18 protein-coding genes are annotated in these 21,850 nt (G+C 67.1%); 15 read left to right on the forward strand and 3 right to left on the reverse strand.

The window, feature by feature from the left end:
• Positions 1 to 49 precede the first annotated feature (49 nt).
• The 7 genes from ACK8OU_RS01030 to dacB all read left to right on the forward strand — a co-directional run bounded on the left by ACK8OU_RS01030 (position 50) and on the right by dacB (position 6,952).
• Positions 50 to 337, forward strand: coding sequence for a DUF3572 domain-containing protein (locus ACK8OU_RS01030; RefSeq protein ID WP_410301483.1), 288 nt, complete (start codon positions 50 to 52; stop codon positions 335 to 337).
• A gap of 8 nt (positions 338 to 345) precedes the next feature.
• Positions 346 to 1,092 (forward strand): HAD family hydrolase, encoded by a 747-nt coding sequence (locus tag ACK8OU_RS01035; RefSeq protein WP_410301484.1) that lies wholly within the window; start codon positions 346 to 348, stop codon positions 1,090 to 1,092.
• A gap of 104 nt (positions 1,093 to 1,196) precedes the next feature.
• Positions 1,197 to 2,957: a DUF4153 domain-containing protein gene (locus tag ACK8OU_RS01040; protein ID WP_410301485.1), complete on the forward strand. Its 1,761-nt coding sequence runs from the start codon at positions 1,197 to 1,199 to the stop codon at positions 2,955 to 2,957.
• 90 nt (positions 2,958 to 3,047) lie between these two features.
• A complete protein-coding gene (locus ACK8OU_RS01045; protein WP_410301486.1) occupies positions 3,048 to 3,632 on the forward strand; it encodes a heme NO-binding domain-containing protein in 585 nt (194 codons plus the stop codon).
• Positions 3,629 to 4,726: a GGDEF domain-containing protein gene (locus ACK8OU_RS01050; RefSeq protein ID WP_410301487.1), complete on the forward strand. Its 1,098-nt coding sequence runs from the start codon at positions 3,629 to 3,631 to the stop codon at positions 4,724 to 4,726. Before ACK8OU_RS01045 ends, ACK8OU_RS01050 begins: the two co-directional genes overlap by 4 nt.
• Before the next feature lie 119 nt (positions 4,727 to 4,845).
• A complete protein-coding gene (locus ACK8OU_RS01055; RefSeq protein ID WP_410301488.1) occupies positions 4,846 to 5,454 on the forward strand; it encodes a nicotinate-nucleotide adenylyltransferase in 609 nt (202 codons plus the stop codon).
• Between the two features lie 58 nt (positions 5,455 to 5,512).
• On the forward strand, positions 5,513 to 6,952 hold the full coding sequence (gene dacB, locus ACK8OU_RS01060; RefSeq protein WP_410301489.1) for a D-alanyl-D-alanine carboxypeptidase/D-alanyl-D-alanine endopeptidase: 1,440 nt from the start codon (positions 5,513 to 5,515) through the stop codon (positions 6,950 to 6,952).
• A gap of 18 nt (positions 6,953 to 6,970) precedes the next feature.
• On the opposite strand, the gene ACK8OU_RS01065 is transcribed toward dacB, so the two are convergent.
• Entirely contained in the window at positions 6,971 to 7,393 is a 423-nt protein-coding gene (locus ACK8OU_RS01065) for a tellurite resistance TerB family protein (RefSeq protein WP_410301490.1), read from the reverse strand.
• A gap of 120 nt (positions 7,394 to 7,513) precedes the next feature.
• Here ACK8OU_RS01065 and ACK8OU_RS01070 point away from each other — a divergent pair, with 120 nt between their 5' ends.
• Positions 7,514 to 9,118 carry a lysine--tRNA ligase gene (locus ACK8OU_RS01070; protein WP_410301491.1) on the forward strand — a complete coding sequence of 535 codons (1,605 nt, stop codon included), beginning with the start codon at positions 7,514 to 7,516 and terminating at the stop codon, positions 9,116 to 9,118.
• On the opposite strand, the gene ACK8OU_RS01075 is transcribed toward ACK8OU_RS01070, so the two are convergent.
• Entirely contained in the window at positions 9,109 to 9,945 is an 837-nt protein-coding gene (locus ACK8OU_RS01075; RefSeq protein ID WP_410301492.1) for a CHAD domain-containing protein, read from the reverse strand. The genes ACK8OU_RS01070 and ACK8OU_RS01075 overlap by 10 nt on opposite strands.
• Before the next feature lie 231 nt (positions 9,946 to 10,176).
• Here ACK8OU_RS01075 and ACK8OU_RS01080 point away from each other — a divergent pair, with 231 nt between their 5' ends.
• Positions 10,177 to 12,468, forward strand: coding sequence for a glycosyl hydrolase family 28-related protein (locus ACK8OU_RS01080; RefSeq protein ID WP_410301493.1), 2,292 nt, complete (start codon positions 10,177 to 10,179; stop codon positions 12,466 to 12,468).
• Between the two features lie 40 nt (positions 12,469 to 12,508).
• Here ACK8OU_RS01080 and ACK8OU_RS01085 read toward each other — a convergent pair whose 3' ends face one another.
• Positions 12,509 to 12,997, reverse strand: coding sequence for a HugZ family pyridoxamine 5'-phosphate oxidase (locus ACK8OU_RS01085; protein ID WP_410301494.1), 489 nt, complete (start codon positions 12,995 to 12,997; stop codon positions 12,509 to 12,511).
• 71 nt (positions 12,998 to 13,068) lie between these two features.
• Between ACK8OU_RS01085 and ACK8OU_RS01090 the strand changes: the two genes are divergently transcribed.
• From ACK8OU_RS01090 to ACK8OU_RS01115, 6 genes are all read left to right on the forward strand, one after another.
• Positions 13,069 to 14,751 carry a SulP family inorganic anion transporter gene (locus ACK8OU_RS01090; RefSeq protein ID WP_410301495.1) on the forward strand — a complete coding sequence of 561 codons (1,683 nt, stop codon included), beginning with the start codon at positions 13,069 to 13,071 and terminating at the stop codon, positions 14,749 to 14,751.
• 359 nt (positions 14,752 to 15,110) lie between these two features.
• Complete coding sequence (gene acs / locus ACK8OU_RS01095) at positions 15,111 to 17,081, forward strand: acetate--CoA ligase (protein WP_410301496.1); 1,971 nt, start codon at positions 15,111 to 15,113, stop codon at positions 17,079 to 17,081.
• Between the two features lie 11 nt (positions 17,082 to 17,092).
• Entirely contained in the window at positions 17,093 to 17,779 is a 687-nt protein-coding gene (locus ACK8OU_RS01100; protein WP_410301988.1) for an adenylate kinase, read from the forward strand.
• Between the two features lie 59 nt (positions 17,780 to 17,838).
• Positions 17,839 to 18,096 carry a DUF4212 domain-containing protein gene (locus ACK8OU_RS01105; protein ID WP_410301497.1) on the forward strand — a complete coding sequence of 86 codons (258 nt, stop codon included), beginning with the start codon at positions 17,839 to 17,841 and terminating at the stop codon, positions 18,094 to 18,096.
• Between the two features lie 12 nt (positions 18,097 to 18,108).
• Positions 18,109 to 19,926 (forward strand): sodium:solute symporter family protein, encoded by a 1,818-nt coding sequence (locus ACK8OU_RS01110; RefSeq protein ID WP_410301498.1) that lies wholly within the window; start codon positions 18,109 to 18,111, stop codon positions 19,924 to 19,926.
• 87 nt (positions 19,927 to 20,013) lie between these two features.
• The gene (locus tag ACK8OU_RS01115) at positions 20,014 to 21,840 is read left to right on the forward strand and encodes a DUF294 nucleotidyltransferase-like domain-containing protein (protein ID WP_410301499.1); all 1,827 of its coding nucleotides are present in this window, start codon (positions 20,014 to 20,016) and stop codon (positions 21,838 to 21,840) included.
• Positions 21,841 to 21,850: the final 10 nt, after the last annotated feature.

The raw sequence follows: 21,850 nt of genomic DNA on the forward strand, positions 1-21,850 counted from the left end.
GACAAATGGTTAACAAACCCTTTCCGCAAATCCTTACCGGAGGCATGGCATGGCAGAAATGCGGCAGGAATCCGCCCAGGTTCTGGCGATCAGGGCGCTGGGCTGGATCGCGGCGCGCGATGAGGTGTTCCAGGCCTTTCTGGGCGCGACCGGGGCGGGGGTTGCGGAATTGCGCGCCCGCGCGCAAGATCCCGAATTCCTGTGCGCGGTGCTTGATTTCCTGTTGATGCAGGACGAATGGGTGATCGGCTTTGCGCAAGAGGCGGGGGTTTCCCCCGAGGCCCCCCTGCAGGCGCGTGCGGCGCTGGGCGGCGGCGACATGGCGCATTGGACGTGACCGGATCCATGGGGGAGGCTGTGGGGCATCAGATTTCCGCGATCCTGTTCGACAAGGATGGCACCCTGTTCGATTTTCATGCCAGCTGGGGCGTCTGGGCGCGCGATGAGCTGTTGGCGTTAAGCGCGGGCGATGCCGGGCTGGCCGAAACCCTGGCCGGTGCGATCGGTTACAGTTTTGCCCCGCCCGGGCCCGATGGCCGCCGCGCGGCGGGCCGGTTCGCGCCCCATTCGCCGGTGATCGCGGGCACGGTCGAAGAGGTGGCCGACCTGTTGCTGCCGTATCTGCGCGGGCAGGACCGCCCCGCGCTGATCGCGCAGATGAACGCCCGCGCCGCCCGCGCCCCGCTGGCCCCGGCGGTGCCGCTGCGCCCGTTGCTGGGCGATCTGCGCGGCCGCGGCCTGCGCATCGGCCTTGCCACCAATGATGCCGAGGCCCCGGCGCGCGCGCATCTGACCCATGCCGGGGTGCTGGATCTGTTCGATTTCGTCGCAGGCTATGACAGCGGCCATGGCGCCAAGCCCGCGCCGGGGCAGTTGCTGGCCTTTGCCGCAGCGGTGGGCGTTGCGCCGGCCAGCGTCGTGATGGTGGGCGACAGCCGCCACGATCTGCGCGCGGGGCGTGCGGCGGGCATGCGCGCGCTGGCGGTGCTGAGCGGGCCCGCCAGCGCCGAGGATCTGGCGCCCGAGGCCGATGCGGTCCTGCCCGACATCGGCGCGATCCCGGCCTGGCTGGACGCGCTGCGTCGCGCCTAGCGGGCGCTGCCGCATCCGGCCCCCCGCACTGGCATTTCCGGGCCACTGGCAATTCCGGGCGCGCGGGTCTAGCGTTCGGGTGAACGCTTTTCGACGGAGGTCGCATGGACGGCAGCATGGGCATCGGGCGGTTGCAGCACATCGCCCTGGGCGCGCTGGCGGGGCTGGTGTTCTGGGTCCTGACCGGCCTGTCGGACGATCTGGCCCAGGGCCGGGTGCATCTGGGGCTGACGGTGCTGGCGGCGGCATTCTTTGGCACGGCGCTGGCGATGGTGGGCCAGATGCGCCCGCGGCTGGCCTTGGCGGCGGCGGCGGCGGTGGCCGTGCCGGTGGCGCTTTTGATGGTTCTGGAATCCCTCGGCTTTGCCGATGCGGGCGCGTTTCTGGGTGCGGGGCATCCGGTGGTGGCCGGCGTGATCGTGACCGCGCTGCCGGTGCCCTTTCTGATGGCGATGGGCCAGCACGGCGTGCAGGGCTGGCGCGATTATGCGGCGCTGTTCGTCAATTCCTGGAACATCGTGGTGCGCTATGCGGCGGCGGCGCTGTTTCTGGGCTTTGTCTGGGTGGTGCTGTGGCTGCTTGCGGCGCTGCTGAACCTGGTGGGTATCACCCTGCTGGAACGTTTGCTGGGCGAGGCGCCTGTGGCCTGGGTCCTGAGCGGGGCGGTGCTGGGGCTGGGCCTGTCGGTCGTGACCGAGATGTCCGATCTGATCTCGGCGCAGCTGCTGTTGCGGCTGTTGCGGCTGTTGCTGCCGGTGGTGCTTGGGGTGGTGGCGGTGTTCGTGCTGGTGCTGCCGATGCGGGGGCTGACGGCGCTGTTCGGGCCGATTTCGCCCGCGGGGATCTTGCTGGCGGTGGCGGCGGCGGCGATTTCGCTGATCGCCATCGCGGTCGATCAGGATGATGTCGAGGCAGCCCATGCGCCGGTGCTGACGCTGTCGGCGCGGGCGCTGGCGCTGTTGCTGCCGGTGCTGGGCGGGCTGTCGGGCTGGGCGCTTGCGCTGCAGGTGGCGCAACAGGGCTGGACCCCGGGCCGCGTTGCGGCGGCGGCGGCGGTGGTGGCGGTGCTGGGCTATGCCGTGCTTTACGCGCTGGCGGTGCTGGCCGGGCGGGGCTGGATGGGCTGGGTGCGGCGCGGCAATCTGGCGATGGCGCTGGTGCTGCTGGCGGGGGCCGCGCTGTGGCTGACACCGCTGGTCACGCCCGAGGCGATCGCCACGCGATCCCAGCTGGCGCGCCTTGAGGCGGGGCGCAGCACGCCCGACGATCTGCCGCTGTGGCAGTTTGCCCATGACTGGGGCAAGCCGGGGCTGGCCGCGCTGGCGCGGCTGCAGGCGCAGGCCCGCGCGCCCGGGCAAGAGGCGTTGGCGCGGCGGCTGCAGGCGCTGGATCAGGCCGCGGGTCCCTGGGACCCGGCGCTGGAGCCGCTGCACCCTGTCCCCGCAGCCGTCATGGAGGCGTTGATCGATGCGCTTGCGGTGGTTCCGCGCGACCGCGCCCTGCCCGCAGGCCTGCTGGAGGCCGTGGCCGCCCCCGAACTGGAGGGCTGGGTCAGCGCCTGCAGCCGCCGCACGCCGCAAGGCAACCCCGGTTGCCTGCTGATCCTGGCGGATCTTTTGCCGCATCAACCGGGGGAAGAGGCCGTGGTGCTGCTGGATCGCTGGGGCCAGGGCCTGCGCAGCGCGCCGGTTCTGATCCAGGCCGAAGGGGTCTGGCGGCGGGGCGGTTCCGTCGTGGCGCTGGCGGGCGGCGACCTGGGCGAAGCCGCGCTGATCGATCTGGTCCTGGCTGAAGGCATCGCGCTGGTGCCTGCGGGGATTCAGGCGGTGCAGGCCGGGGGGCAGGTCTTTACCGTGGCGCCGTGACGGGGGGCCGTGGGCGTGCCGGGCAAGGCGGCAATTGGCGCTTTCTTAACCCGGCGCGGTTAGCTTGGGCGGACCTTGAAAGAGATGCCCATGCACGGCCTGATCAACCGCTCGATCCAATGTTTCCTGCGCGACACCTATGGTGAGGCGTTGTGGCGCGATGTCTCGGGGCGCGCGCGTCTGCCGCCCGAGGGGTTCGAGGCGATGCTGCACTATCCCGACCCGCTGACCGATGCGATGATCGATGCGGCGGCGGCGCGGCTGGGCAAGCCCCGCGCGGCGCTGCTGGAAGATCTGGGCGCCTATCTGGTGACGCGCGAACCGCTGCGCCGGCTGATGCGGTTTGGCGGGACGGATTACGGTGAATTCCTGCTGTCGCTGGAAGAATTGCAGGGCCGCGGGTTGATGGCGCTGCCTGAACTGGACCTGCCCGAAATCCGCCTGACCGCCGCCGCCGCCGGTCGCTTTGGGCTAAAGGTGCGGGCCACGATCGGGGGTTGGGGGCCGGTGCTGGCGGGGCTGCTGCGGGCGATGGCGGATGATTACGGCGCGCTTGCGATCATCGAGGTGCAGCAGGACGCGGGCGGACATGCGCAGCTGCAGGTCAGCCTGCATGAAACGCAGTTTTATCGAGGCCGGCGGTTTGACCTGGCCAGCCCCACGGTGGTGCAGTGATCGCGGCGGGGCCGGATGGCGCCGGGCGCGGCGCGCCGGGGGGGGACGATGGCGACCAGGGCGCTGCGGTGCCGCTTGGGCCCGAGGTTCTGGGCCGTCTGATGCCGATGTTCCTGTGGCTGTGCCGGGACGGGCGCATCCGGGGGGCGGGCCCGACGCTGCGCAAGATCGTGGGTGCCGGGCCGCTGACAGGCGACCCGTTTGACGCGCATTTCCGGGTGGGCCGGGCGCCCGCGGCGCCGGGGCTGGCGACCGAAGGCCTGGTGCGGCGCGGACGGCTGCACCTGAGCTTGCGGGCCGATCCGGCGGCGGTGCTGCGCGGGCAGGCGGTGGCGCTGGGCCCCGCGGGCGGGCATGGGGTTTTGCTGAACCTGACCTTCGGCATTGGTCTGGCCGAGGCGGTGCGCGACTTTGGCCTGACCGAGGCCGATTTCGCGCCCAGCGATCTGGCGATGGAACTGCTTTATCTGCGTGAGGCGAAGGATGCCGTACTGGCCGAGCTGAAGGCGCTGAACCAGCGGCTGGAAGCGGCGCGCCGCCTGGCCGAGGCCGAGGCGCTGACCGATCCGTTGACGGGGCTGGCCAATCGCCGCGCGCTGGAAGCGGCGCTGGCGCAAGAGGTGGCGGCGCTGGCGCGTGGCGGGGGGGCCTTTGCGGTGGCGCATCTGGACCTGGATCATTTCAAGGCGGTCAACGACACATTTGGCCATGCGGCGGGCGATCATGTGCTGACACGGGTGGCCGCCGTGCTGCGGGCCGAGACGCGCCGGGGCGATGTGGTGGCGCGTGTCGGCGGGGATGAATTCGTGCTGCTGCTGCGTGCCAACCCTGACCCGGCGCGGCTGACGGCACTGGGCACGCGCATCATCGCCCGGCTGGAGGAACCCTGCCTGTTCCAGGGGGCCAGTTGCCGGATTTCAGGCTCGATCGGGATCGTGCTGTCGGCCAGTTACCGGGCGCCCGACCCGGACCGGATGCTGGCCGATGCCGATGCCGCGCTATACGGGTCCAAACGCGGCGGGCGCGGGCGCTGCACGGTGGTGATGCCGCCGGGGCAGGACGGCGTGGCAGTCCCTGATGATGCAGGCGCGTGATGCGTCCGCGGTGCTGTGTGGCCCGGGGGCGTGGTCTGCGGGGCTTTGGTCGGGGCGCTTCGTGCCGATGTCACATTACCCCTCCCCATTTGCGGGGCGATGGGCTAGGGCTGGCGCGGATGAGACAGGGTTTTCCCATAGCCTTCCGTGGCATGGCCATCGGCCTTCTGGGTGGATCGTTCGATCCCGCCCATGCGGGTCATGCCCATGTCACGCGCGAAGCGTTGCGGCGCTTTGGCCTGGACCGGATCTGGTGGCTGGTCAGCCCCGGAAATCCGCTGAAGGCGCATGGCCCCGCGCCGCTGGCCGTGCGCATGGCGCAGGCGCGCGCGGTGATGCCAGATCCGCGCGTAGAGATCACCGATATCGAGGCGCATCTGGGCACACGCTATACCGCCCAGACCCTGCGCCGGTTGCAGGCGATCTATCCCGGTGTGCGGTTCGTCTGGCTGATGGGGGCGGACAATCTGGCGCAGTTCCATCGCTGGGACGACTGGCAATCGATCCTGCGGATGGTGCCGGTCGGGGTGCTGGCGCGGCCGGGGACGCGGCTGCGGGCGCGGCTGTCGCCCGCGGCCCAGATCTATCGCGCGGCGCGCCTGCCCGCGCAGGCGGCGCCAGGGCTGGCCGGCGCGCCCACGCCTGCATGGTGCCTGCTGAACATCCCGCTGAGCGATCTTTCCTCGTCACGCATCCGCGCCGATGGCGGGTGGCGCCCCAAGGCTTGAGCCGGGGCGCGGACGCGCGGTATCCTGTGCCCGAGTCACCAGGGAAGGGGCAACCGGCATGACACTATCGCGGCGGATGGTTCTGGCGGGGCTTGTGGCGGGCGCGGCGCGTCCGGTGCTGGGGCAGACGGCGCCGGCGGGGCTGCGGGCGCTTCCGGCCGAGGATCTGGTGCGGGCGGCGGATCTGGGCGGCGAGGTGGCCTATCTGGTCGCGGATGCGGGCAGCGGTCTGGTGCTTGAATCGCGGGGCGCGAACCGGCCTATGCCGCCGGCCTCGACCGTCAAGGCGATCACCGCGCTTTACGCGCTGGAGGCGCTGGGCCCCGGCCACCGCTTTGCCACCCGGCTGATCGCGACGGGGCCGGTGGCGGGCGGGGTGGTGCAGGGGGATCTGGTGCTGGCGGGGGGCGGCGATCCGACGCTGAACACCGATGATCTGGCGCAGATGGCGGCGCAGCTGCGCGCGCGCGGGGTTGCCGGGGTGGCGGGGCGGTTTCTGGTCTGGGCCGGGGCCTTGCCCTATGCGCGGGAAATCGCGGACGATCAGCCGGTGCATGTGGGCTACAACCCGTCGGTTTCGGGGCTGATCCTGAACCACAACCGGGTGCATTTCGAATGGCGCCGCGCCCAGGGTGGCTATGCGCTGACGATGGATGCGCGCGGCGAACGGCACCGCCCCAGGGCCTATACCGCGGCGATGGATCTGGCCAACCGCAAGGGGCCCTTGTTCACCTATGCCGAACAGGGCGGCAAGGAACGCTGGAGCGTGGCGCAGGGCGCGCTGGGCAAACAGGGCAGTCGCTGGCTGCCCGTGCGGCGCCCCGAACTTTATGCCGGCGATGTGTTTCAGACGCTGGCGCGCGCGCAAGGGCTGCCGCTGCCCGCGCCGCAGCCGGTGGCGGCGATGCCCGGGGGCACGGTGCTGGTTGAACATGCCAGCGCCGAGCTGCGCCCGATCCTGCGCGACATGCTGCGCTATTCCACCAATATCACCGCCGAAGCCGTCGGCATGAGCGCGAGCCTGCGTCTGGGGGCGGCTGCGGGTCATGGCGACTCGGGGCGCGCGATGGCGGCCTGGTTGCGGACGCGGGCCGGGGTCGAGGGGGCCAGATTCGCGGATCATTCGGGCCTGGGGGCCGCATCGCGCATTTCCGCGGCCGAAATGGTGTCGGTGCTGGCGCGGCTTGCGCCGCAGCATGGCCTGCGCCCGATCCTTCGGAATTTCACGATGCGCGATGACAATGGGCGTGAGGTCAGGGACCATCCGATCCGGGTCGGGGCGAAAACCGGCACGCTGAACTTTGTGTCCAGTCTTGCGGGGTTCATCACGGCGCCGGACGGGACCGAGCTGGTCTTTGCGATCCTGACCGGGGATCTGGCGCGCCGGGCGCGCGCGGCACAGACCGAACAGCCCGAGGGCAATGCGGCCTGGCTGCGCCGGTCGCGCCGGCTGCAGCAGCAACTGATCGAACGCTGGGGCGCGCTTTACGGAACCTGAGCCGCCGGGGCGGCGGCGTTACAGGTTCAGATGGCGCACGCGCGCGCCCCATTCGATGGCGGCGGCATGCAGGCGATCGACATTCAGTTCGTGGCGGACCTCTTCGAGCATGCGCAGTTCCACCTCATGCAGGCGGCCATCGGCGGCGGCCACGTCGCAGGCCAGCGCATAGGCGGTTTCATGCAGCTTTTCGGGCAGCGCGTCGCGGACCAGACCGAAGAGCGCGTCCAGCCCCTCTTCTTCTTCAAACAGCACATAGACGGTTTGCGCCACCGCGCGGATGCGGTCGATGTCATAGGTGGCGAAGATCGGCATGTGGTTGACCATCCGTTCGATTGCCACCAGTTCGGCGGTGCGGATCGTTTCATCCGAGACCGAGACGGCGACCATGACGGCAACCAGCGCGTCTTGCGGGGAAAGCGAGGGAAGGGTGTCGGACACGTCTGTCATCCTGATCTGGGGGCGCCGGGGATCGGCCTTGGTGCAAATTATTGACGATTGCCCCCCCGTTCAATAGGTGGGGCGCGGTGGGTGCAAGGGGCGCCCGGAATGAGGTAGACCATGACAACCCTGCGCGATGCCGCGATGAACTCTAAAGCCTGGCCTTTCGAGGAAGCGCGCCGGGTGCTGAAACGCTATGAGAAGGCGCCGCCCGAAAAGGGATATGTGCTGTTTGAAACGGGCTATGGCCCCAGCGGCCTGCCCCATATCGGCACCTTCGGCGAGGTGGCGCGCACGACGATGGTGCGCCGCGCTTTTGAGGTGATCAGCGACATTCCGACGAAGCTTTTGTGTTTTTCCGACGACATGGACGGGATGCGCAAGGTGCCCGAAAACGTGCCCCAGCAGGACATGCTGCGCGAGCATATGCAAAAGCCGCTGACCGCGGTGCCCGACCCGTTTGGGGAATACGAAAGCTTTGGCCATCACAACAACGCGATGCTGCGCCGGTTCCTGGATACGTTCGGGTTCGACTATGAATTCGCCAGCGCGACCGAGTATTACAAATCCGGCAAGTTCGACGCGATCCTGCTGCGCGCGGCGGAACGCTATGACGAGATCATGGCGATCATGCTGAAATCGCTGCGCGAGGAACGCCAGCAGACCTATTCGTGCTTCCTGCCGATCCATCCCGAAACGGGCCGGGTGCTTTATGTGCCGATGAAGCATGTCGATGCCAAGGCCGGCACCATCACCTTTGACGACGAAGAGGGCCGCGAATGGACGCTGCCCGTCACCGGCGGCAATGTGAAGTTGCAGTGGAAGCCCGATTTCGGCGCGCGCTGGGCCGCGCTGGATGTCGACTTTGAGATGTATGGCAAGGACCATTCGACCAACACGCCGATCTATGACGGGATCTGCCGGGTGCTGGGGGGCCGTGCGCCCGAACATTTCACCTATGAGCTGTTCCTGGATGACAAGGGCGAGAAGATTTCCAAGTCGAAGGGCAACGGGCTGTCGATCGACGAATGGCTGACCTATGCCTCGACGGAAAGCCTGAGCTATTTCATGTATCTCAAGCCCAAGACCGCCAAGCGGATGTATTTCGACGTGATCCCCAAGGCGGTGGACGAATATCACCAGCAGCTGAAGGCCTATCCCGACCAGACGCCCGACAAGCAGGTGGACAATCCGGTCTGGCATATCCACGGCGGCAACCCGCCGGAATCGAAGATGGTGGTGCCGTTCGCGATGCTGCTGAACCTGGCCAGCGTGGCGGGGGCCAGCGGCAAGGCGGGGCTGTGGGGCTTTATCAAGCGTTATGCGCCCGAGGCCGACCCTGCAACGCATCCCGATCTGGACCAGGCGGCGGAATTCGCGGTGCGCTATTTCCGTGATTTCGTGGCGCCGACCCGCGTGTTCCGCCTGCCCGGCGACAAGGAGCGTGCGGCGATGCAGGATCTGGTGGCGCAACTGAAGGCGCTGCCGAAACAGGATCTGCACCTGACCTTCGAGGACCCGACCGAGGGGCTGCAAACCATCGTCTTTGCGATCGGGCGCGAACATGGGTTCGATCCGCTGCGTGACTGGTTCACCGCGCTGTATGAGGTGTTGCTGGGCGCAAGCCAGGGGCCGCGCTTTGGTGGGTTCATCGCACTTTATGGTGTGGATGAAACCGTGGCGCTGATGGAACGCGCGTTGGCGGGCGGTCTGGTTCAGGGCTGACGCGACAGGCGCCACCACGCGCCCCAGCGCGTGACCAGCGGTTCGGCGGGTTCGGCAAACAGGCGTTCGCCCAGCGCGAGCGCCTGTTTTTCAATGGACTTTTGCCGCTTGGCGATGTCCTTGATCACCGGCGCGGCGGGTTTGCCCTGGCCTTCCAGCTGCGCGCGCAGGATGGTCAGGTCGTGGTGATCGCCCAGCATTTCGCCCAAGGCATCGGCGGCGGCGATATGGGGGGCCATCATCTCGGGCCAGATCGGTTCCAGCAGGCGGGCGTGATACCAGTGGTGTTTCACCCGGATGCGCCAGGCGTGCAGGTCATCGTCGCGCCCGCTGCGGCGCCATTTGCGCAGGCCCTTGCGTGCGCGGGTCCAGCCATCGGTCAGGCCGGCCTGTAGCGCGGCAAAGTCCTTGCCCGCAACTGACCAATGCCCGGCGCGGTCGCGGATCGGCTGCAACGCGGCGCGGAAGGCGGCAAGCGCCTGTTCGCTTTCGGGTTGGGGCGGGGGCAGGGTGCTGGCCAGCTGGGCGGTGGCGCGGTGCGCGGGCAGGCGGGCCAGCGTGGCGTGCAGCACCTCGGCGTCGCGGGCATGGGCGATCAGGTGGGCGGCATCGCGCAGCGCGGCGTTTTCGGTGGCGAAGGCGTCAAACCGCGGCTGCACCAGGCGCAGCAGGCCGCGCGTCTTCTTGACCGATTTGCGCAAGGCATGGATCTGGCCGGGATGCGGGGGCTGCGCGGCAAGCGCGATCGCCGCGTCAAGTTCGGCGCAGGCGATGCGACGCAGCGCCTGGGTAACGTTCCGGTCCTTGGGCAGGAAGGCATAGGTCATGGCAGACTCCTGCAGAAAGGATAACACGGCTTGGCCCTTGATGCAGAAGGTCCGTGACAGGGCGGTGACGGCGTGTTGCGCGCGCGGGCGGGGCAGCGCGCGGTGGGCTGAACGGTTCTTCAGGCTTTGGCGCTACCCCTTGGCGTGCCGGGATCACGGCGCGCGGTCGAACGGCAGGGCAATCCGGGGCCGGGTGGCCCGGCCGGGCGCGAACAGCAAGGGGAAATGCGGATGAACAAGGCGATTACCGACGGGCTGGTGCTGATGCCGCCGGCTTTCGAACCGGGGCTGGATGTCTGGTCCAGCGGCGATGGCACCCCGGGGTCGTCCACCTATGCCGGCGCGATCAATGCCGCGCTGGTGACGGGCGATCAGGATTTCGCCAGCTGTCTGGAGATGGTCAAGATCGCGCCCACGCAAAAGCTGCGGTCGATGGGGCAGACCCCGATCCTGCCGGGCTGCTATCTGCGCATCACGGCGCGGGTGAAGGCGGTCAGTGGCAACCTGCCCGCGGTGCGCATCGCAGGCTATGCCGCGCGCAGCAATGGCAGCCATGTCGATGGGCTGGTCGAGACCGGCCCCACGGTGCAGCTGAGCGCCTATGGCCGGGTCGAGACGATCAGCGCGATCGTGGGCACCGGCACCCGCGGCGGGGTGGACATGCCCTGGGGCACCACGCCGATCTATGGCCATTTCGGGCTGGATCTGACCGGGCCCAATGGCGGGATCGTGCGCATCGACGACATCGAGATCGAGGATATCACCGCCGCCTTCCTGCGTGACATGATGGACTGGGTCGATGTGCGCGATTACGGTGCCAGGGGCGACGGGGTCAGCAATGACGCGGCGGCGTTTCTGGCGGCGGATGCGGCAGCGGGGGGGCGGTCGATCCTGGTGCCGGCGGGGGATTACCGGATCGACGGTTCCATTTCCATCGCGGCGCCGATCCGGTTCGAGGGACGGCTGGTGATGCCCACGGCGGCGCGGCTGTCGCTGCTGTCGAGCTTTGATTTCCCGACCTATGCCGAGGCGTTCGGTGATGAGCTGCTGGGTTTCAAGAAGGCGTTGCAGGCGCTGTTTGCCTATACCGACCACAACACGCTGGACCTGAAGGGGCGCCGCGTCGAGGTGAGCGAGCCGATCGACGTGAAGGCGCTGGCCCCCGATCTGACCAGCTTTTCCAACCGCCGCGTGCTGCGCAACGGACAGTTGAACGTGGTGGGCGGCCCGGCCTGGGCGGATACGGTGGTCAGTTCCACCGCGACCTATGCGGTGGCCCAGCCCACGACGTTAAGCAATGTGGCCAATGTCGCCAACATCCCCGTGGGCGCGCATGTCACCGGCGCGGGCGTGGGGCGTGAGGTCTATGTGCGTGCGGTCAATGTGGGGGCGGGCACGGTCACGCTGTCGCAGCCGCTTTATGGCGGGTCGGGCACGCGCACGCTGAGCTTCCGGCGCTATAAATATGTGCTGGATTTCGCGGGGCTGGACAAGCTGGACCGTTTCAACATCGACGATGTGGAATTCCTGTGCAACGGGATGGCCAGCTGCATCCTGCTGTCGCCGGGGGGCGAGGCGTTCCACCTGCGCGACAGCTATGTGGTGCGTCCCAAGGACCGGGCCATCACGTCGGTCGGGCGGGGCTGCCAGGACATCCTGATCGACCGCTGCCAGTTCCTGTCCGATGAGATGCTGACGCCCGCACAGAACCGCAAGTCGGTGGCGCTGAACGTCAATGCCAATGATGCCAAGATCCGCGATTCGCGCTTTGTGCGCTTTGGCACGACGATGATCCTGAACGGATCGGGGCATCTGATCGTGGGCAACCACTGGTTCCAGGGCGATGAGGAAACCGCCGGCGTGCGCACTGCGGGGCTGGTGTTCGCCCAGACCAACGTGCAATCGGCGGTGACGGGCAATTACATCGACAATTCGGTGATCGAATGGACCAATGAATATGCGCCAAGCCCGGATTTCGGCACCGAATATTCCTTTGGCGGGCTGACGGTCAGCGGCAATACCTTTGTCTGCATCAACGTGGCGCCGTGGTTCACCTGGCTTTCGGTCAAGCCCTATGGGGCGGGGCATTTCATCCACGGGCTGACGGTGGGCGACAATGTGTTCAAGGCGCTGAACGGCTCGGTGGACCGGATCGACAAGGTCGACACGACCTTTGCCGCGCTGAACAATGAGCGGATGCGCAACATCCGCTTTGAGGGCAACATCTTCAACGGGGTCACGCAATTCGTGACGAACCCGGTGATGCTGCAGGTTGATCAGGCCAGCGCGCAGACGGTCTGGACGGTGAACCCCGCCGCCTACCTGCCCTTTGGCGGCTGGGCGCGCAATGTCGAAAGCCTGGTGGCCGAGGGGCCGATCACCAATGCCGCGGGCACCCGGCTGACCGAGATGCCCTATGTCAATGTCGAACAGGGGACCGGGCGCAATCAGGTCACGGTGCACTGGGCACAGGCAGCCAGGGGGCGGCTACAGATGAAGATCCGGATGGACAACCCGAACTGACGGCGAGGGGCGGTGGGCGGGCGTCCTGGCGCCCGCCCGTTCAGGCCAGATCCCCGGGCGCCAGGCGCCAGGCGCGGGCAAAGCCGCCATTCAGCGCGCCCGACAGGATCTGAAAGCGGATGAAGAAGAAATCCGGCAGGTCGATGTAGACAGCCGCCTTCGGATGATCGGCCAGCCATCGCCGGCGCAGGGCGGGGTGACCCGGGTCATCACCCGCCATCGGATGGGCCAGCACCGACAGGCTGATCCGGGGATGCGTCAACGGGTCGCCCCTGGCCCCCGGTTCGCCAAGCAGCAGGCCCGCGCGCGGATCATGGCGCAGGGCGCGGGCATGTTGCGCCAGCCCCGATACCAGCGTCCACAACCCGCCATCCGGCCCCGGTCCCAGCGCGATGCGGGTGACCACCGGCGCGCCGGTTTCGGGGGCCAGCGTGCCGATCGCGCCAAACCGCGCCGCGGCGATCAGGCTGCGGGCCAGGGCGCGGGCGGCGTCGTCGGTTTCACGGATCGGCGAGGGGGGAAGGGACATCGGACATCTGCCTGCTTGACAATCGGGTGGGCGGCGCGCTCTGTTGGCGCATCCAATCGGAAAATCCTGCCATGATCCCTGCAAGCCGCCAAGGGCGCGCTGAGTATCGCGAGCCGTTGCGTCCCAAACTTCTGACCGCCCTGTCCGAGGGCTATTCGATGTCCGCCCTGCGCGCCGATGCGGTGGCGGGGCTGACGGTGGCCATTGTCGCGCTGCCCTTGTCGATGGCGATCGCGATCGCTTCGGGGGTGGGGCCGGAACGCGGGCTTTACACGGCGATCGTCGGGGGCTTTCTGGTCTCGGCGCTGGGCGGATCGCGGTTTCAGATCGGCGGGCCGGCAGGGGCGTTCATCGTGCTGGTGGGGGCCTGCGTGCTGGCCACCGGGGTCGAGGGGCTGATCCTGGCCACGTTCCTGTCGGGGATCATGCTGGTGGTGCTGGGGCTGTTGCGGTTGGGCAGTTACATCCGCTTCATGCCCTATCCGGTGACGGTGGGCTTTACCTCGGGTATCGGGGTGATCATTTTTGCGGGTCAGATCAAGGACCTGTTCGGCCTGACCCTGACGGGCCCCGAGCCGGGCGAGATCTTGCACAAGTTCGAGGCGCTTTGGGCCGCGCGCGCCAGTTTCAGCGCGCAGGCGCTGGCCGTGGCGGTGGGAACCATCGTGCTGATCGAGGCGGTCAAGCGGCTGCGGCCGCGCTGGCCATCGTTGCTGATCGGGGTGGCGGCGGCCTCGGCCGCGGTGGCGGTGATGGGGCTGCAGGTGGATACGATCGGCACGCGCTTTGGCGAATTGCCGCGGGTTCTGCCGGTGCCCGCGCTGCCCGATCTGGGCCCCGGGGCGGTGCGCGCGGCCCTGCCATGGGCGATCAGCTTCACGTTGCTGGGCGCGATTGAATCGCTTTTGTCGGCAATGGTGGCCGATGGCATGTCGGGCACGCAGCATCGGTCCAACACTGAACTGATCGCGCAGGGGGTGGCCAATGCGGGGGCGGCGATCTTTGGCGGATTTTGCGTCACGGGCACCATCGCGCGCACCGCGACCAATGTGCGCGCGGGCGCGCGCGGCCCGGTCGCGGGGATGCTGCATGCGCTGTTCATCCTGGGTTTCATGGCCATCGCCGCCCCGCTTGCCAGCTATATACCGCTGGCGGCGCTGGCGGGGCTTTTGGCCATTGTCGCCTGGAACATGATCGAAAAGCACGAATTCGCGGCGCTTGTGCGCGCCTCGCGCGGGGATGCGATCGTGTTGCTGGCGACCTTCCTGCTGGTGGTGTTCCGTGACGTGACCCAGGGCATCGTGGTGGGCTTTGCGCTGGGCGGGCTGGTCTTTATCCGTCACATGTCGGAAATGGCCCAGATCGACCGCGCCAGCCCCCCCGCCCTGGCCGAAACCGGCGCATCCGAAACCGCCGCCACGCAGGATGAGGACGTGGTCGTCTATCATCTGCGCGGGGCGGTGTTCTTCGGGTCGGTCGCGCGGCTGGGCACGATCCTGGACCGCATCGCACAGCGCCCGCGCGCCGTGGTGATCGACCTGTCCGAGGTCAGTTTCGTCGATTCCACCGGCGCGCGGATGCTGGTGACGCTGGCCGAAAAGCTGCGCCGCCGCCAGGGCAGGCTGGTGCTGGCGGGTGCCGGGCCCGCGCTGCACCGGGCCTTGCTGGCACAGGGGCTGCGTGCGCCGTTGTGCGACCATGCCGCCACCGTCGAGGGCGCCGTTCAGGCCGCGCATGGCGCCGCCAACCGCTGATCCGGCGGACGAATCACCCGATTCCCTTCAGGCCATGCCGTGTTGCATCGCCGCCGCGCCGCCCGGGCGCGGCGATCGCACATGTCATCCCCTGACAGGGTGCATCACGCGGTTGTGGCCGATCTTCACCGATGCGTGAACAGCCAAGGGTTTGAAACAAAATGTCAAAATTTGCGAAAAGCGTGAAACATTAACAAAGTTATCGCAACCATTGTGAAAAAATTTACAAAAAAATCAAATGCACAAATGGGGTTACATGAAATGGTGTAATTGGTTTACAATTCCTGCGGGGTAGAGCGCCCCCGGTTTTCGCCGGGGGTCGATGCGGCCAGGTGCCGCGTTTTGTAGGAGGATTTCTGATGGCCGCTCAGGATCAGGGGGCATTGGCCCCGCAGTTGCGTGACGTTCCCGCAGGATATGACAAGGCGCATGCCGATACCGCGACGTATCGCGCGATGTATGCCGAATCGATTCAGGACCCGGACAAGTTCTGGGGCCGGGAAGGCAAGCGGCTGGATTGGGTCACCCCCTATACCAAGGTCAAGAACACCGATTTCACCTATGGTCAGGTCTCGATCAAATGGTTCGAGGATGGGGTTCTGAACGCCTCGGTCAATTGCATCGACCGGCATCTGGCCAGCCGCGGCGATCAGACCGCGATCATCTTTGAGCCCGATGATCCGAACACCCCGGCCGAGCACATCACCTATCGCCAGCTGTCCGAGCGGGTGAACCGCTTTGCCAACGTGCTGCTGAGCCAGGGCGTGATGCGTGGCGACCGCGTGGTGATCTATCTGCCGATGATCCCCGAGGCGGCCTATGCGATGCTGGCCTGCGCCCGGATCGGCGCGATCCATTCGATCGTCTTCGCGGGCTTTTCGCCCGATGCGCTGGCCAACCGGATCAACGATTGCGGCGCCAAGGTGGTGATCACCGCCGACACCGCCCCGCGTGGCGGCAAGCGCACGCCGCTGAAGTCGAACGCTGATGCGGCACTTTTGCATTGTTCCGACAAGGTACGCTGCCTTGTGGTCAAGCATACCGGCGACCAGACCACCTGGGTCGAGGGGCGCGATGTCGACGTCAAGGCGCTGATGGCCCATGCCAGCCCCGATTGCCCGCCGCGTCCGATGGGGGCCGAAGATCCGCTGTTCATCCTGTATACCTCGGGGTCTACGGGCAAGCCCAAGGGCGTGGTGCATACGACCGGCGGCTATCTGGTCTATGCGTCGATGACGCATCAATACACCTTCGACTATCAGGATGGCGATGTCTTCTGGTGCACGGCGGATGTGGGCTGGGTCACCGGGCACAGCTATATCATCTATGGCCCGCTGGCCAATGGCGCGACCACGGTGATGTTCGAAGGCGTGCCGACCTTCCCCGATGCGGGCCGTTTCTGGCAGGTCTGCGAAAAGCACAAGGTGACGCAGTTCTATACCGCCCCCACCGCGATCCGGTCGCTGATGGGGCTGGGCGCGGAATGGGTCGAGAAATACGATCTGTCGTCGCTGCGCATCCTGGGTTCGGTCGGCGAGCCGATCAACCCCGAGGCCTGGGTCTGGTATGACAAGCATGTCGGCAAGGGCAAATGCCCGATCGTCGATACTTTCTGGCAGACCGAAACCGGCGGGCACATGATCACGCCCTTGCCCTATGCCACGCCCACCAAGCCGGGCGCGGCCACGCTGCCCTTCTTCGGCGTCAAGCCGGTGGTGCTGGATGCCAGCACCGCCGTGCGCCAGGGCGAGACCGAGGCCGAGGGCGTGCTGTGCGTTTCCGACAGCTGGCCGGGGCAGATGCGCACCCTCTGGGGCGATCACGAACGCTTCCAGGAGGCCTATTTCAGCCAATACAAGGGCTATTACTTTACCGGCGACGGCTGCCGGCGCGATGCGGATGGCTATTACTGGATCACCGGGCGCGTCGATGACGTGATCAACGTTTCGGGTCACCGGATGGGCACCGCCGAGGTGGAAAGCGCGCTGGTGGCGCATTCCGCCGTGGCCGAGGCCGCCGTGGTGGGCTATCCGCACGAACTGAAGGGGCAGGGCATCTATGCCTATGTCACCCTGATGAACGATGTCGAACCCACCGACGCCCTGCGCAAGGAACTGGAGGTATGGGTCCGCACCGAGATCGGCCCGATCGCCAAGCCCGACCTGATCCAGTGGGCGCCGGGCCTGCCCAAGACCCGGTCCGGCAAGATCATGCGCCGCATCCTGCGCAAGATCGCGGAAAACGATTTTGGCGCGCTGGGCGATATCTCGACGCTGGCCGATCCCTCGGTGGTGGATGAGCTGATCAACAACCGCATGAACCGGGGCTGATCGGGATGGCGATGACAAGCACGGTATCGACCACCCCCGCCGTCCTGATCCTGCTGGGCCCGCCCGGCGCGGGCAAGGGCACGCAGGCGCGGATGCTGGAAGAGGCGTTCGGCCTGGTGCAGCTGTCCACCGGCGATCTGCTGCGTGCGGCGGTGGCCGCGGGCACGCCCGCGGGCCTGGCCGCCAGGGCGGTGATGGAGGCGGGCGGGCTGGTGTCCGACGACATCGTCCTGGCGATCCTGAAGGAACGCCTGGCCCAGCCGGATGTGGCGCGCGGGGTGATCCTGGATGGCTTTCCGCGCACCGACGGGCAGGCGGCGGCGCTGGACGGGCTTCTGGCCGAGGCGGGCCAGAAAGTCACCGCCGCGATCAGCCTGGAGGTCGATGACGAGGCGATGATCGCGCGCGTGGCCGGGCGCTATACCTGCGCGGCCTGTGGCGAAGGCTATCACGACGAATTCAAGCAGCCCGCGGTTGCGGGTGCTTGTGACAAATGCGGCGGCACGGCGTTCAAGCGCCGGGCCGACGATACTGCCGAAACGGCGCGTGCGCGGCTGCAGGCCTACCACGCCCAGACGGCGCCGCTGATCGCGCATTACGATCAGCTGGGTGTGCTCGAACGGATCGACGCGATGGGTTCCATCGAGGCGATCGCGTCCGGGCTGGGTACGATCGTGTCGCGGGTTTCTGCGGCGTGACGGGGAGGGGCGGGGCCCATGCCGGGCCCCCCTTGGAGGTAAAAAAGGGAGTAACGCTTATGGCGGACAAATCATCGTCCAATGCCTACTGGACAGCGAACATCCGGATCATCACCATTTCACTGGTGATCTGGTTTGTCGCGTCCTTCGGGCTTGGCATCATCTTGCGGCCAATGCTCAAGGGCATTTCGGTCGGCGGTGCCGATCTTGGCTTCTGGATGGCCCAGAACGGGTCGATCTATGTGTTCCTGATCCTGATCTTCGCCTATGCCGCGCGGATGAACAAACTGGATCGTGAACACGGCGTCGAAGAATAAGGGGCAGAGCAGATGGATCAGTTTACCCTGAACCTGATCGTGGTTGGCATCACCTTCGCCATCTACATCGGGATCGCCGTCTGGGCCCGTGCCGGGTCCACGTCGGAATTCTATGCCGCGGGCCAGGGCGTTCACCCGGTTCTGAATGGCATGGCCACCGGCGCTGACTGGATGTCGGCCGCCTCTTTCATCTCGATGGCGGGGATCATCGCGATGGCGGGGGCGGGCGGCTATGAACAGTCCGCCTTCCTGATGGGCTGGACCGGCGGCTATGTGCTGCTGGCACTGCTGCTGGCGCCCTACCTGCGCAAGTTCGGCAAGTTCACCGTGCCCGAATTCATCGGCGACCGTTTCTATTCGGGCGGTGCGCGCCTGCTGGCGGTGATCTGCCTGATCGTGATCTCGGTCACCTATGTGATCGGCCAGATGCGCGGCGTGGGCGTGACCTTCGGGCGCTTCCTGGAAGTGTCGACCGACACCGGCCTTTATATCGGCGCGGCGATCGTGTTCGCCTATGCGGTGTTCGGCGGCATGAAGGGCATCACCTATACCCAGGTGGCGCAATATGTCGTGCTGATCATCGCCTATACCATTCCGGCGATCTTCATCTCGCTGCAGCTGACGGGCAACTTCTTCCCGCAGCTGGGCCTGATCGGGTCCTATGCGCCGGGCGGGGGTGACGTGGCCTTCCTGACCAAGCTGGACCAGGTGGTGACGGAACTGGGCTTCCGGGCCTATACCTCGGACAGCATGAACATGTTCAACATGTTCCTGTTCACCATGTCGCTGATGATCGGCACCGCGGGTCTGCCGCATGTCATCATCCGCTTCTTCACCGTGCCGAAGGTGGCCGATGCCCGGTCTTCGGCGGGTTGGGCGCTGGTCTTCATCGCGCTGCTGTATACCGTGGCCCCGGCCGTGGGCTCGATGGCGCGTCTGAACCTGACCACGACGATGTGGCCCAATGCGGTGGCCGGCAATGCGCTGGATGGTGATGCCATCAGCCGCGCGGAAATCGACAGCAATCCCGATCTGAACTGGGTTCGCACCTGGGAAAAGACCGGGCTTCTGGCGATGGAAGACAAGAACGGCGACGGCCTGATCCAGTATTACAACGACAAGTCGGAAGCGATGAACGCCATCGCCGCCGAACGTGGCTGGGCCGGTAACGAACTGACCAAGGTCGACAACGACATGATGGTGCTGGCCAACCCCGAAATCGCGCAGCTTCCGGGCTGGGTGATCGCGCTGGTGGCCGCGGGCGCCCTTGCGGCGGCGCTGTCGACCGCGGCGGGCCTGTTGCTGGCGATCTCGTCCGCGATCAGCCATGACCTGATCAAGGGCTCGATCAACCCCAACATCTCGGAAAAGGGCGAGATGCTGGCGGCGCGGATCTCGATGGCCTTCGCCATCGTGGTGGCGACCTATCTGGGCCTGAACCCGCCCGGGTTTGCGGCGCAGACGGTGGCGCTGGCCTTTGGTCTGGCGGCGGCGACGATCTTCCCGGTGCTGATGATGGGGATCTTCTCCAAGCGCATCAACAAGGAAGGCGCCATTGCCGGCATGCTGGTGGGTCTGGTGTTCACCGCCGTCTACATCTTCATCTACAAGGGCTGGTTCTTCATCCCGGGCACCAACAACCTGGCGGATATTCCGGCGAACTACATGTTCGGGATTTCGCCGCTGTCGATCGGAACGGTGGGTGCGGTGCTGAACTTTGCGGTCGCCTACATCGTGTCGGGCACGACCAAAGAGCCGCCGGTCGAGGTGCAGGACCTGGTGGAATCGATCCGCATCCCGAAAGGCGCGGGGGCGGCTACCCATCACTGATCCGGTCGGGGGCGGCGTTGCGGCGCCGCCCCCGCCACACCCCGGGACGCCCGAACCGGGGCGCCCGATGTCACAGGGAAAACGCGCATGGACCCCGATCTTCAGGCAATCCTTTCCTTTCTGGAAGCCGTGCATCCCTATGACAGCCTGCCGCGGGACGAACTGGTGCGTGTTGCCGGTTGCTTCAGCCGCAGGAAAGCGACCGCCGGGACACAGGTCTATGGGATCGGTGATCCGCTGGAGGGGCTTTACCTGATCAAGCGCGGCGGTATCGAGGTGCTGGACCGCAATGGCGCGCTGGTGTCGCTTTTGTCGGCGCGCAATTCGTTCGGGGAACGTGGGCTGATGCGCGACGGGGTGGCGGTGACCACCGCGCGCGCCAAGGAAGACAGTCTTCTGCTGATGCTGCCGGCGGCGGAATTCCACCGGCTTGTGGTCGAATCCCCGCCTTTCGCGCGTTTTTTCAATCGCGGTCGCCCGCAAGAGGTGCGCGGCCCCGACATCGCCACGCTGAAGGTGTCCGAACTGATCGCGCGCAAGCCGCTGTCCTGCCCGCCCGACATGGCCGTGGCCGAGGTGGCGCGGATGATGCGCGACCTGCATGTCTCCTCGCTGGGGGTGACCGAGGGTGACCGGCTGGCCGGCATCGTCACGGTGCGGGACCTGTCCAACAAGGTCCTGGCCGAGGGGCGCGACCCCGCCACCCCGGTGCGCGCGGTGATGACGGCGGACCCGCTGTCGTTGCCCTCTGACGCGCTGGGGTCGGATCTGCTGAACATGATGCTGGAACGGGGCATCGGGCATCTGCCCATCGTCGATGACGGGCGCTTTGTCGGCATGATCACCCAGACTGACCTGACCCGGTTTCAGGCGGTCAGCTCGGCGGTGCTGGTGCGCGATGTGGCCACCGCCGAAACCGTGGCCGAAATGGCCGCCGTTACCGCGCGCATCCCGCGGCTTCTGGCGCAACTGGTGGGCGGGCATCACAGTCATGAGGTCGTGACCCGGCTGATCACCGATATCGCCGATGCCGTCACCCGCCGTCTGCTGGCCCTGGCCGAGGCGGACCTTGGCGCGCCGCCCGTGCCCTATCTGTGGCTGGCCTGCGGCAGCCAGGGCCGGCAGGAACAGACCGGCGTGTCCGATCAGGACAACTGCCTGATCCTGGACGACAGCGTCACCGCCGACGACATGCCCTATTTCCGCGCGCTGGCGAAATTCGTGTCCGACGGCTTGAACGCGGTGGGCTATTTCTATTGCCCGGGCGACATGATGGCGACGGCGGACCGCTGGTGCCAGCCCGCCCGCGTCTGGCGCGATTATTTCCGCGGCTGGATCGCCAAGCCCTCGCCCGAGGCGCAGATGCTGGCATCGGTCATGTTCGACCTGCGCCCCATCGGGGGCAATGCGGTGGCGCTGTTCCATGACCTGCAGGCCGAAACCCTGGAAAACGCGGCGCGCAATTCCATCTTCGTGGCGCATATGATCGCCAACAGCCTGAAGCACACCCCGCCGCTGGGCCTGATCCGGGGCTTTGCCACGATCCGGTCGGGCGAGCATCGCAACCACATCGACATGAAGCTGAACGGCGTCGTGCCGGTGGCCGATCTGGCGCGGGTCTATGCGCTGCAGGGGCGGCTGCGGCCCGCCAACACCCGCGCGCGGCTGCTGGCGGCGGAAGATGCGGGCGTAATTTCGGCGTCGGGCGCGCGCGACCTGATCGAGGCCTATGACCTGATCGCGACGATGCGGCTGGAAAATCAGGCGCAACTGGTGAAATCGGGGCGCAGGCCCGACAACTATCTGGCCCCGTCCGATCTGTCGGATTTCGAACGCTCGCACCTGCGTGACGCGTTCGTGGTGGTGCGCACGATGCAGACGGCGCTGGGGCATGGCAAGGGCGCATTGGGCTGAAGGGGCGGCG

This window comes from Pontitalea aquivivens, from assembly GCF_046507575.1.
Lineage (GTDB): Bacteria > Pseudomonadota > Alphaproteobacteria > Rhodobacterales > Rhodobacteraceae > Pontitalea > Pontitalea aquivivens.

Excerpts from the sequence above, each read along its gene's own strand:
- ACK8OU_RS01110 (WP_410301498.1), top strand. The coding sequence starts at position 18,109 with ATGGATCAGTTTACCCTGAACCTGATCGTGGTTGGCATCACCTTCGCC.
- ACK8OU_RS01080 (WP_410301493.1), top strand. The coding sequence starts at position 10,177 with ATGAACAAGGCGATTACCGACGGGCTGGTGCTGATGCCGCCGGCTTTC.
- ACK8OU_RS01055 (WP_410301488.1), top strand. The coding sequence starts at position 4,846 with ATGAGACAGGGTTTTCCCATAGCCTTCCGTGGCATGGCCATCGGCCTT.
- ACK8OU_RS01035 (WP_410301484.1), top strand. The coding sequence starts at position 346 with ATGGGGGAGGCTGTGGGGCATCAGATTTCCGCGATCCTGTTCGACAAG.
- ACK8OU_RS01105 (WP_410301497.1), top strand. The coding sequence starts at position 17,839 with ATGGCGGACAAATCATCGTCCAATGCCTACTGGACAGCGAACATCCGG.
- ACK8OU_RS01030 (WP_410301483.1), top strand. The coding sequence starts at position 50 with ATGGCAGAAATGCGGCAGGAATCCGCCCAGGTTCTGGCGATCAGGGCG.
- ACK8OU_RS01045 (WP_410301486.1), top strand. The coding sequence starts at position 3,048 with ATGCACGGCCTGATCAACCGCTCGATCCAATGTTTCCTGCGCGACACC.
- ACK8OU_RS01040 (WP_410301485.1), top strand. The coding sequence starts at position 1,197 with ATGGACGGCAGCATGGGCATCGGGCGGTTGCAGCACATCGCCCTGGGC.
- ACK8OU_RS01090 (WP_410301495.1), top strand. The coding sequence starts at position 13,069 with ATGATCCCTGCAAGCCGCCAAGGGCGCGCTGAGTATCGCGAGCCGTTG.
- ACK8OU_RS01100 (WP_410301988.1), top strand. The coding sequence starts at position 17,093 with ATGACAAGCACGGTATCGACCACCCCCGCCGTCCTGATCCTGCTGGGC.
- ACK8OU_RS01075 (WP_410301492.1), bottom strand. The coding sequence starts at position 9,945 with ATGACCTATGCCTTCCTGCCCAAGGACCGGAACGTTACCCAGGCGCTG.
- dacB (WP_410301489.1), top strand. The coding sequence starts at position 5,513 with ATGACACTATCGCGGCGGATGGTTCTGGCGGGGCTTGTGGCGGGCGCG.
- acs (WP_410301496.1), top strand. The coding sequence starts at position 15,111 with ATGGCCGCTCAGGATCAGGGGGCATTGGCCCCGCAGTTGCGTGACGTT.
- ACK8OU_RS01085 (WP_410301494.1), bottom strand. The coding sequence starts at position 12,997 with ATGTCCCTTCCCCCCTCGCCGATCCGTGAAACCGACGACGCCGCCCGC.
- ACK8OU_RS01070 (WP_410301491.1), top strand. The coding sequence starts at position 7,514 with ATGACAACCCTGCGCGATGCCGCGATGAACTCTAAAGCCTGGCCTTTC.
- ACK8OU_RS01115 (WP_410301499.1), top strand. The coding sequence starts at position 20,014 with ATGGACCCCGATCTTCAGGCAATCCTTTCCTTTCTGGAAGCCGTGCAT.